This is a genomic window from Sulfitobacter sediminis, assembly GCF_040811725.1.
In the GTDB taxonomy this organism is placed as follows: Bacteria; Pseudomonadota; Alphaproteobacteria; order Rhodobacterales; family Rhodobacteraceae; genus Sulfitobacter; species Sulfitobacter sediminis.
The window spans coordinates 1-231 of sequence record NZ_JBFNXX010000285.1; the positions used below are offsets into that span (position 1 = coordinate 1).

Here is a 231-nt window from a genome sequence, read left to right on the forward strand (position 1 = left end):
ACGACATCATCATGCAGTACCTGGAATTACATTCCGCCAAATGATGCCACCGGCCTCAGCCGGTGTGTCATTCACTGTCGAAGGTTCAGTTCATACGGCGCCCTCCAATGGTCTCTGACGGAACTCGGTGTTGTCTGCCCACATGCGGTGCATAACGACAGCAAGCTTGCGGGCAACGGCGACGACGGCTCTGCGGCGGCCTTTCCGGCGCATGAGCCGAAGACCCCAGCT

Annotated in this window: 1 pseudogene; it reads right to left on the reverse strand. The window is 58.9% G+C overall.

The features are described from left to right. Positions 1-90: 90 nt before the first annotated feature. Positions 91-231 (reverse strand): annotated as a pseudogene (locus AB2B41_RS23795) (IS110 family RNA-guided transposase); the annotation flags it as partial.